This window comes from Natronorubrum sp. A-ect3, from assembly GCF_041821125.1.
Taxonomy (GTDB): Archaea; Halobacteriota; Halobacteria; order Halobacteriales; family Natrialbaceae; genus Natronorubrum; species Natronorubrum bangense.
On the sequence record NZ_JBGUBB010000006.1, the window covers coordinates 76,583 to 86,573 of the forward strand.

General features: G+C 57.9%; 7 protein-coding genes and 1 pseudogene. 6 read left to right on the forward strand and 2 right to left on the reverse strand.

The genetic code is table 11. The features are described from left to right. The first annotated feature begins 70 nt into the window (after positions 1 to 70). The 4 genes from ACERJA_RS16260 (at position 71) to ACERJA_RS16275 (ending at position 3,973) form a co-directional block, all read left to right on the forward strand. Positions 71 to 730 (forward strand): queuosine precursor transporter, encoded by a 660-nt coding sequence (locus ACERJA_RS16260; RefSeq protein WP_373609303.1) that lies wholly within the window; start codon positions 71 to 73, stop codon positions 728 to 730. A 342-nt stretch (positions 731 to 1,072) separates the two neighbouring features. Then, entirely contained in the window at positions 1,073 to 1,960 is an 888-nt protein-coding gene (locus ACERJA_RS16265) for an ArsR family transcriptional regulator (protein WP_373609304.1), read from the forward strand. A 226-nt stretch (positions 1,961 to 2,186) separates the two neighbouring features. Then, on the forward strand, positions 2,187 to 3,107 hold the full coding sequence (locus ACERJA_RS16270; protein ID WP_373609305.1) for an ATP-binding cassette domain-containing protein: 921 nt from the start codon (positions 2,187 to 2,189) through the stop codon (positions 3,105 to 3,107). Beyond that, positions 3,104 to 3,973: an ABC transporter permease subunit gene (locus ACERJA_RS16275; protein ID WP_373609306.1), complete on the forward strand. Its 870-nt coding sequence runs from the start codon at positions 3,104 to 3,106 to the stop codon at positions 3,971 to 3,973. Before ACERJA_RS16270 ends, ACERJA_RS16275 begins: the two co-directional genes overlap by 4 nt. Positions 3,974 to 4,355: 382 nt before the next feature. On the opposite strand, the gene ACERJA_RS16280 is transcribed toward ACERJA_RS16275, so the two are convergent. Continuing rightward, the gene (locus ACERJA_RS16280) at positions 4,356 to 5,162 is read right to left on the reverse strand and encodes a TrmB family transcriptional regulator (protein ID WP_373609307.1); all 807 of its coding nucleotides are present in this window, start codon (positions 5,160 to 5,162) and stop codon (positions 4,356 to 4,358) included. Between the two features lie 213 nt (positions 5,163 to 5,375). Between ACERJA_RS16280 and ACERJA_RS16285 the strand changes: the two genes are divergently transcribed. Both ACERJA_RS16285 and ACERJA_RS16290 read left to right on the forward strand, forming a co-directional pair. Then, positions 5,376 to 7,121: a COG1361 S-layer family protein gene (locus tag ACERJA_RS16285; protein WP_373609308.1), complete on the forward strand. Its 1,746-nt coding sequence runs from the start codon at positions 5,376 to 5,378 to the stop codon at positions 7,119 to 7,121. Further along, on the forward strand, positions 7,122 to 9,566 hold the full coding sequence (locus tag ACERJA_RS16290) for an RND family transporter (protein ID WP_373609309.1): 2,445 nt from the start codon (positions 7,122 to 7,124) through the stop codon (positions 9,564 to 9,566). An 83-nt stretch (positions 9,567 to 9,649) separates the two neighbouring features. Here the strand turns inward: ACERJA_RS16290 and ACERJA_RS16295 are convergent. Continuing rightward, positions 9,650 to 9,975 (reverse strand): annotated as a pseudogene (locus tag ACERJA_RS16295) (helix-turn-helix domain-containing protein); the annotation flags it as partial. Between the last annotated feature and the right edge of the window lie 16 nt (positions 9,976 to 9,991).

Below are 9,991 nucleotides of genomic sequence, written 5' to 3' on the forward strand. Positions count from 1 at the left end.
AAAGGTGGGCCGAATAGTATCGGGCTACCGATTGGGAAGCCAAGCGTCCAGGTTGAGACGGTGGTTCATCGTGCAGATTGAGGATACTCGAGCGATATTCACCGCTCTCTTCGCTGGCTCTGTCGTTCTTGCGAACGTGCTGGCGGCGAAATTGACGTGGATTGAGCTGCCTGGAATCGGCGGCGTTGCCGTCCCAGCTGGATTCGTTGCGTTCGGCGTCGCATATCTGGCGTCTGACTTGCTTGTTGAGTACCACGGACGTGAGTACGCGGCATCAGTTGTCAACGGGACCGTGTTCACACTTGTTGTGTCATATCTGCTGGTCTTCTTGGCGATTTGGATGCCGACGGCACCGTTCTACGACGGGCAAGCGGCGTTCGTCGCTACGTTGGGTGACTCGGCATCGATCATTCTCGCGTCAGTTGTAGCATTGGCAATCGCTCAGCACATGGACGTGAGATTGTTCTCGAAGCTCAAGGCTCGAACATCCGGTCGCCACCGATGGGTACGGAACTGCGGATCGACAGCTGTCAGTCAGGGCGCTGATACAGTCGTGTTCATTACGCTTGGGTTCGCAATCTTCCCCGCTCTCGGACTTGGTGGTGATCCAACATGGGGATGGGCGCTAGTCTCGATCGTCGTTGGTCAGTACTTGGTCAAGTTACTGGTTGCGCTTATTGACACAGTCCCGTTCTATGCGGTGACAGAAATCATCGAACAGAAGGCCTGATACACCAATTCGTACGCGACACAACTTCTCGGAGAATCGTTTCTAACTCATCTTCCAGCTCGGAGGCCTGAAGGATCGCGATTTCGCGGTTGGATCCCTCCTCGAGCAGTCTCGACAGTCTACAGGCAGAGCAGGCCGAGTGCCTCGGGGTCACTCAGAAGACGGCCTCGAGTAGTTATCTGAAGACGACGGCTGTCCAACGGGGTGCCCAAGTCTCGCTTTGTTGAGGAGCGTATCGAGACGCTGTAGTGGGAGCAATGATATCAGAACGATATTTCGTGATCGAGAGAGGCAACTGTTCTTATCCTAGTGGACATACAGACGGGGAGGAGACCGCTGACTATGGTAGTAGATCAGAACGATCAAATTGATCAAGAAGTGGTTGACGCGATCACTTCACTCGGAAATTCTCAGCGCTTGCAGATTTTACTGGCGTTGGGTGAGGTGGAACGGGAGCATCACGAACGGCGGCATACAAAGACGTTTACAGAGTTATATGATGCAGTCGATATCGATAGTTCGTCTCAATTTTCGTATCACCTGAACCAACTCGTCGGACAGTTCGTCAGTGAGACACCCAACGGATACCGGCTGACGTATAGTGGTACCAAGATCGTTCGAGTTATTCGCTCTGGTGTGTATGAGAGTACGTCAGCGTTTGATGATCGAGAGATTTCTGGAGCCTGCTTGTTTTGTGATGAGACGACACTTCTGGCAACGCTCGACATCGATCAGTTCCGTATTCGATGCACATCGTGTGATGCGATTCTCATCACTGATTTCTGTCCACAGAGTCAAACTCGTGACCGAACCACCACAGAAATCATCGAGAGTTATTGCTACCGCATCTGGAGTATGTACATTCAGCTCCGAGGTGGTATCTGCCCAGAGTGTTTCGGTCCTGTCGATACAGTCGTTGACCAGTATGAACACGATGAAAGCGTCCAACACATCCACAATAGCTCGTGTCGTGAATGCCAATTCCTGGTCAGTATGCCGATCGAAGTACCGGTGGCGTTTCACCCTGCTGTCCTCACCCTATTCTGGGAACACGGTATTTCGGTACTCGATGTTCCTCTCTGGGAGCTGTACGAGTACATCACATCTGACGTGATTGTAATGGAGATCGTCTCTGACGAGCCGTTCGAAGCACGGTTCACCGTCACACTGAACGACGAGTCACTGGCTCTTAGAATGGACGATACCGTGACTGTCACACTCGAGCCGTGATCACGGGGAACGCTATTTTCGAATGGCTACGCTCCTAATCTCTCGAACCGGGACACCGGCTCATCGAAGCGAAATTCGCGTAGGTGCGTACAGACCGTCTCAAATGTATTTGAGTTGAATACCTGTCAATATGTAAGATAAACAACAATATTTATGCCAACGCGATGATTGAGTGCCCCTATGGACAACCGAACACCAACTCTACACTCCTTGTCGAGGTGTGACCATGGCCGCGATTGAAATAGAAGGCCTCACCAAACGGTTCGGCGATGTCGTTGCTGTCGATAATCTCTCACTCCGGATTGAAGAAGGAGAGATCTTCGGATTTCTCGGGCCGAACGGCGCGGGAAAATCAACGACAATTGATATCTTGCTTGACTTTATCCGACCAACCGATGGAACCGTGACGGTACTCGGCCACGATGCCCAGACGGAGGGAGAGACGGTCCGGCAGCGAACGGGCGTCCTTCCTGACGCCTACCACGTTTACGATCGGCTCACCGGTCTCCAGCACATCCAGTTCGTCCTCGAGATGAAAGGGGCAGACGAAGATCCAATGGCACTCCTCGAACGGGTTCGAATCGCCGATGCTGCGGACCGAAAAGCAGGCGGGTACTCGAAAGGAATGCGCCAACGACTGGTCCTTGCGATGGCGCTCGTTGGCGATCCAGATCTACTCGTTCTCGACGAACCCTCGACAGGGTTAGATCCGAATGGTGCCCGTGAGATGCGTGAAATAATTCGAGAGGAGAACGACCGAGGAACGACCGTTTTCTTTTCCAGTCACATCATGGAGCAGGTCGAGGCAGTTTGTGATCGTGTGGCGATCATCGATCAAGGACAGCTCGTCGCCGTTGATACGATTGATGGACTCCGTGATGCGACCGAAACAGGAGAAACCCTGCAGATCTACGTCTCCGAGATTGATGATGGGGTTGTAGAGCAAGTGTCTGAACTCGACGGGGTTGGAAATGTCTCGGTTACTGATGGTCGGCTTCGAGTCACCGTTGATGGTGTCTCGAAGTTCGCTGTGTTGCATGCAATAGACGCTGATGTAGTTCCTATTCAGGATTTCTCGGTCGCCAAATCCTCGCTCGAAGATCTGTTCGTTCGGTATACCAACGACGAACAAGAGGTGCAGGTATGACTTGGCTGATCATTGCGAAGAAAGATTTCCGAGACGCTGTCCAGTCTCGGGCACTGTGGGCACTCGTCACGGTATTTGTATTGCTCTCGGTGATCTCAGCGTACGCGTACATCGAAGTGCCAGAGATGTTCGGCGAGCCAGCAGGGGCAACGTTTGGTGGACTGATCTTTTTCATTGTCGGCCTCACTGGGCTATTCGTTCCCATCGCGGCCATCGTCGTTTGTTACAAATCTCTTGCTGGGGAGCGTGAATTGGGAAGCATCAAACTGCTTCTTTCATTACCGACCACCCGGTTGAACGTCTATACAGGGAAAGTCGTTGGACGAGCAGCAGTGCTTGCGTTCGGGTTGGGAATCGGACTCGTAATTGGACTCGGATTCGGGTCCTTGCTACTTGGCGAGATTAACGTGCTGTCGGTACTGGTATTCGTTCTCGTCACAATCGCGTTTGCAGCGATCTACGCCGGAATTATGGTTGGACTTTCAGCGACGACAGGGTCCACGTCACGAGCCACAACGCTTGCACTCGGCTTCTTTGTGGTGTTTGAACTGTTCTGGGACGTTGTCCCAATGGGAGTTCTGTATGTCACTGAAGGGTTTTCACTGCCGACCGAAATTCCAGATTGGATCTTTCTCGTCACTCAGGTCTCGCCGTCATCTGCCTATTTCACGTCAATCGTTGCGCTGTTACCCGATCTTGCAGACGGAGTTGGTGCTGATCCAGCACAAGCTGGAGGCGTTGAAGTAACGCCTGCCGAAGCTGACCCGTTCTACGTAACCCCCGAGGTCGGTATTATCGTGCTCGTCCTCTGGCTCATCGTTCCGTTCGCCGTAGGATACTATCGATTCAATTCTGCGGATTTTTGAGATCCGCTCCGTCCTCGAAAAACGACGCGTTTCGGTTTGTGGTTCGAGATGTTACTAGGTATTCGACTCCGACAAGTATGCTAACTATGAACATTCGGTGTGACGTCCTGCTCGTCTCACAGCCTGGCAATTCCTTCTTCGGTCTTCTCGAGGACAAGTCGTAGCACGTCTTGGTAGTCGCTTGGCGACGAGCTATCCTCGCCAAGTGTCGGGACAGTTGAAAAAAGATGAGAATGGGCAGCAAGAACGCCGAATCATTGTAGTACTCGGGGTCAAAGTGTTGTTTCTGTTGATGCCCCTAGCACATTTGGCGGCGCTGACGGGTCCTAAACACATCTGCTGTACCATCCAAGACCGAATCACGTGGAGGCAGCCAGCGGGTTCAGACGCCCTCCACGACCGCGGCATCATCCCACGATTCGCGAAAGCCCTCCTCGACCCGTGCAGCGAAGATTGGGTCCCGGAGGTTCAGCATGCCGAACAATCGGTTGGGTGCGAGCGGGTCAGGAACCTCCAGACACACCTCTTCACCGTCGATGAGGTGGAAGGTGCCGTACATGTCATCGGAGACGCGGAGCTCGAAGGGGCCTTGTGTGAGGGTACGTGCGACGCGCTCGTTGTCGATCGCGGCCATCGCGTCGTCGAAGAGTGACGGTGAGAGGAGGACCGATACTTCCACCCCTCGCCGTATCGCGTCGAGTAGGTGGTTCAGCAGGTCTGGTGTCTCGCGGTCGAGGTCGAACTGCTCAGAGACCGCAGGCGAGGCGACGACCACAGACTCGTCAGCGGCTTCAACGCGCTCGATGAGCAACTCTAACGAGTCGTCAGCGCCGACTGCTGCGGTCCAGAACTCCTCGGCGGGAAGGCTGGTGTCCGCAAGCCGGGCGATGAGCTCGTCCCGTCCGGATTCGTACGTTTCGATCCGTGTCTCCAGCTCACGCCGCTTGGCGCTCACCAGCCGGTCGACGGCGATGTCCGGCTCGACCGGTACGTAGCGTTTCGGCTCGCGGTCAGACTGTACCCGGACCAGTCTCCGTGACTCCAGCCCGCCGAGCGCATCGTACACACGCCCCTTTGGAACGCCACTCTCCTCGGCAACCGCAGCCGCTGTGCCGGTGCCGAGTTTGAGCAGCCCCCGATACGCGCGTTCCTCATAGCTTGAGAGTCCGAGGTCACAGAGTGACTCCATGGTTGACAGTACGATCTCAGTATTTAAACTCCCGTCGGTGAAACCAGATTTCGTTTCAGTCGATGTCAGAGATGGGACAAAATATCGCTGAACTACCGGCACAACGTCTCGAGACAGCATCTATTTCCAGATAAACATACAGAAACTGATGCGAAGTTTTCCTATGTTTGCCAACCGTATTAGTCGTCGACGCAATATCAAACACTACATAATATGGATCGAACTGGGGCGGTCCTCACCGTCGCACTCCTCACGCTCATGGTTGCAGGGACTGCAACGTTGGTGGCTGCCAACGACACCGCCGTCGGCGATCCGGACGTCGATGGGTACGCGCCGGAGACCGAGTTCGTGCCGGGCGAAGAGGCAACGCTGTCAGTGACGCTGAACAACCGCGGAGATCTAACCCAAAGCGGATTCGACAACCTCGAAAGTGAGGTATTGACAGCCCACGAGACAACCGCGCGAGTCCTCACCGGCGAGGAGGCCGATAACAAGGGGTTTGAGGACGTCCCTCTGGACGTGCGTACGGATGAGCAAGCCATTGGCGACGTACCACAGGGGACCACCGGCCCCGTCGATTTCACTGTCGTCCCCGACAAGAACGCGGAGTCGGGCGTCTACGAAATCCCGGTCGAGCTAGAGTACCGCAACGTGCGTCTCGCCGAGGATGACAACGGAGCCACCGACCGCCGCGAGACGACCGAGACGCAAGTAGTTCCGGTCGTCATCGAAATTACCGACCGCGCGGAGTTCGCCGTCGTCGACATTACGGGTGACGTACAGGCCGGCGTCCCAGGGACCGTCGACGTGACCCTTCGCAACGTCGCCGGGGAGTCGGCCCGAGACGCCAGCGTGAGTGCTACTTCTGTTGATCCAGACCTCTCGTTCACCTCCAACGCCGATGCTACGGACACCTACGTCGAGGAGTGGAAGCCGGATGAGAATGTCACGTTCACTTACCGGGTCGACGCCGACGCCGAGGCGACGACTCGTCCCTTGACGTTCAATCTCGACGTCGACTACCGCGACGGCGAGAACGCGGACGCCGAGGCCCGGACGGTCCGGACTGGAATTACCCCGCTCGCCGAACAGTCATTCGGCTACGAGGGACTGAAATCCACGCTTCGCGTCGGCGAAGACGGCACTTTCGAGGTGGAGGTAAAAAACGATGGTCCAAAGAACATCTCCGACTCCGTCGTGGTGTTTGATAACGAGGCACCCGCGGTCGAGGGTATCGTCGACGAGCCCCTGCCCACGGATCCGAACGTCGTTCCCCGAGACACGCAGGTGACCGTCGGCGATCTGGCGGTCGGCGATTCCGAGACAGTCTCGTTCGAGGCCGGCATCCGCGATGACGCTTCGCCCGGTGACCGCACGCTCAACCTTGCAACCCGCTACCGGACTGCTGAAGGTGACCTCGCGGTCTCTGACCCCGCAGACGTCGTCGTTGACGTAGCCGAATCCAAGGACACCTTCGCCGTCGAGCCAGCCGATCCCGCTACGGAGCCCGCGAAAGCGACCGCGGGCGAGACCGTCCGCTACGACATGCGCGTCACGAACAACGGCCCCGAGCCAGTGACCGACGTGCAGGCCAAGCTGTTCGTTGACGACCCGCTTGACGCGGACGACGACGAGGCATTCGTTCCCGCGCTCGATCCCGGGGAAGAGACGACAGTGAGCTTCACTGTCGATGTGGACGGCAGCGCGAACTCAGAGGCGTACGCCGCCTCGGTCGACTTCCGGTACGACGACGCCGACGGCGACGAGCAGCTGTCGGACACCTACCGGGTGGCGTTCGACGTAGTTGAGGATGACGACGACGGACTGATTCAAGTGATGCTCCTCGTTGTCGGACTATTTGGCTTCGTCGCTGCTGTCGGGTTCACCGCCTACAGGCGAGGTGGGCTCACCAACCTGGTCGACGATACACGCAACTGGTCCCGGGACCGACGCGAGTAGATGCGCCGTTCAGAGCAGCTCTTTCGGGCAGTCACTGATCGGGTCGTGGAGCAGCCGCGCCGGATCGTCGCCGTCTGCCTGCTGCTTACGCTCTGTTTTGCGCCCGGTATGGCGCTACTAGAGGCGGAAGCGGGCAGCGACCAGTTCGTTGACGACATCCCCGAGGCGGACGCGCTTGACCGCGTCAACGAGCAGTTCGACCCCGCGTTTGGCGACGAGGAACCGACAACACAGCTGATCCAGCAGGACGGAAACGTCCTCGACCGGCGCGGGCTGCTCGCCATGCTGGAAACCGCAGAGCGGTTAGAAGAGCGCGACGAGCTTCGGGTGCAAGACGTCTCTGCGCCGGCCGTACAGGTCGCAAGGGAGCTCGATCCCGAGGCAGAGACGCTCGAGGAGCAGCGCAAGGCCGTCGAGCGCGCCAGCCCGGGGGAGATAGACGACGCCGTTGAGTCGGCGGGCGAGGACCCGGCGTTTGCCACGCTGCTCGGAGAGGACTACAACGAGGAGGCCGGCTCCGCGTCCGCGTCCCTCGGCATCGTCAGCCATGAGTTCCCGGCGGAAACAGATCTTCAGGCAGTCCAGTTGGAGGCCGAGACGGTCGCCGAGCGTTCGCAGGGCGACGTGGTCGTCTTTGGCGGCGGAGTCGTCGATGCGGAGTTCGGGGGCGTTATTTTCGACTCACTCACCATCGTCGTCCCGGCTGCGCTCGCCGTCATTCTCGGGCTGCTGGCGTATGCCTACCGAGACCCGTTCGACTTCGTGCTCGGCGGGATCGCGCTGCTGATGACCGTCGTCTGGACGTTCGGATTCACCGGGTACGCTGGCATCCCATTCTCCGACATGTTGATCGCAGTGCCAGTCCTGTTGCTCGCCATCGGCATCGACTTCGGCATTCATACTGTGAACCGCTACCGTGAGGAGCGCGTCGAGGGAGTTGCACCCGTTCCAGCGATGCGGGTTTCGCTCCGACAGTTGATTGTCGCCTACACTGTGATTGCCGGCAGCACAATCATCGGATTCCTCGCAAACTTAGTCAGCGACCTCGGCCCGCTCCGGGAGTTCGGCATCGTCGCCGGCATCGGCATTCTCTTCACGCTCGTCATCTTCGTCGGGTTTCTCCCCGCAGCCAAACTGGAGATCGACCGCTGGCGGGCGTCGACAGACTACCAGATTCCCGAATTCGGCACCCGGCCGCTTGGCTCCGCCGACTCTGTGCTCGGACGCGTTCTCCCCGCTCTCTCCGTGCCCTCACGTCACGCACCAGGCGTCTTTCTCGTCATTGTCCTCCTCCTGACTGCGGGAGCAGCGGGCTACGGTGCGGGCGTCGACACAACCTTCGACGACGAGGATTTCCTGCCGCCGAGCGAGGAGCCATCGTACGTCCAGCACTTCCCCGGCCCCATGCAGCCCGGCGAGTACACCGTCACCGAGACAATCGACTTCCTCTCGGAAAACTTCGAAACGGGTGAAGACGATACGATCACGATCTATGTCGAGCAGCGCATGACCGACGACACAGCGATCCAGTCGCTCGAACGCGCGGAGCGCGACCCTCCCGACACGTTCCTCGAGACCAACGGGCAGGCCCGCACCGAGAGCATCACTGATCCGATCGACGGTTATGCCGTCGAGAACCCCGAGTTTGGAACACTGGTCGAGAACAGCGCGCTCGACGACGGGCCTCCGAGCCGAAACTTGGACTTGATCTACGACGAACTCCGCGCGAGTGAGTTTGCGCCGTTCACGAACGAGTACCTCGCCGAGGACAACCGCGCAACCCGCATCGTCTACGAGGTCCAATCCGACGCCGACGACGAGGCGATCACTGCTGACGCCCGCGAAGTCGCCGACCGCTACCGCGGAAGCGCGATTGCCACCGGCGAGATTGTCGTCTTTCAGGCAGTCGCCGATGAGATTTTCGAGTCTGCTATCCAGTCGCTGGCAGCCGCACTCGGCCTCTCGGCCATCTTCCTCGTCGTCCTGTTCGGGCTCTTCCTGGGTCGTCCCTCGCTCGGACTCGTCACCCTGATCCCCGTTATCGTCGCTATCGCCACGCTAACTGCCTCAATGCGGTTCGCCGGCATCCCCTTCAACGCGCTCACCGCGACGATCCTCGCGATCACCATCGGGCTCGGCGTCGACTACACCGTCCACGTCACTCACCGCTTCCACGACGAGTACGAGGCGACTAACGACGTCGACGCTGCCGTCCGCACCACCCTGCAAGGCACTGGCGGCGCTCTCACCGGCACCATGTTGACGACCGCCCTGGGGACCGGCGTTCTCGTGCTTGCCATCACGCCGCTACTCGGCCAGTTCGGCCTCCTCACTGCACTCTCAATCGTCCTCGCGTACCTCGCCGCGCTCGCCGTCCTCCCGACCGCGCTCGTCGTCTGGGTCGCGCTCGTCGATGGACGCCGCGACCTCCTACTGTTTGGTTGATATGCTAGTCATTCCAGGTCGGCAGTTTCTCGAGCCCATCCCCACCGCTTTTTTGACCGCCTCGTGGGACGTTTCTTGCTCCTCACTTTCTCTGGTGACTCGTGGACCGTTTCTTCGAACTCTTTTTGATCTTTTCCCGATAGTTTTCGTTTTCTCCCAGATCGATTGGCATCAGTAACGGCCTGCTCGAGCGACTCGTCGGTGTCGAATCGTTTAACCCAGCTATAGATCGTCCGTCGTTGAACGTCGTACCACTCGGCTAGTTCAGTCTGTGTAACGCCGTTCTTGTACGCTATTGCCGCTAAGAGCCGCTTTGTCGGCTTCTTTCGATCCACATTGTCGAGGGATCTTGTAACCCCTCGACAGAAATTTCGTCGAGGTGACATCCACCCCGCCGTGAATGGTCCACTGAAAGTGACTACAAA

What these genes read in the sequence shown, in the direction of transcription:
- ACERJA_RS16290 (WP_373609309.1), top strand. Translation starts at nt 7,122, where the DNA reads ATGCGCCGTTCAGAGCAGCTCTTTCGGGCAGTCACTGATCGGGTCGTG.
- ACERJA_RS16275 (WP_373609306.1), top strand. Translation starts at nt 3,104, where the DNA reads ATGACTTGGCTGATCATTGCGAAGAAAGATTTCCGAGACGCTGTCCAG.
- ACERJA_RS16265 (WP_373609304.1), top strand. Translation starts at nt 1,073, where the DNA reads ATGGTAGTAGATCAGAACGATCAAATTGATCAAGAAGTGGTTGACGCG.
- ACERJA_RS16285 (WP_373609308.1), top strand. Translation starts at nt 5,376, where the DNA reads ATGGATCGAACTGGGGCGGTCCTCACCGTCGCACTCCTCACGCTCATG.
- ACERJA_RS16270 (WP_373609305.1), top strand. Translation starts at nt 2,187, where the DNA reads ATGGCCGCGATTGAAATAGAAGGCCTCACCAAACGGTTCGGCGATGTC.
- ACERJA_RS16280 (WP_373609307.1), bottom strand. Translation starts at nt 5,162, where the DNA reads ATGGAGTCACTCTGTGACCTCGGACTCTCAAGCTATGAGGAACGCGCG.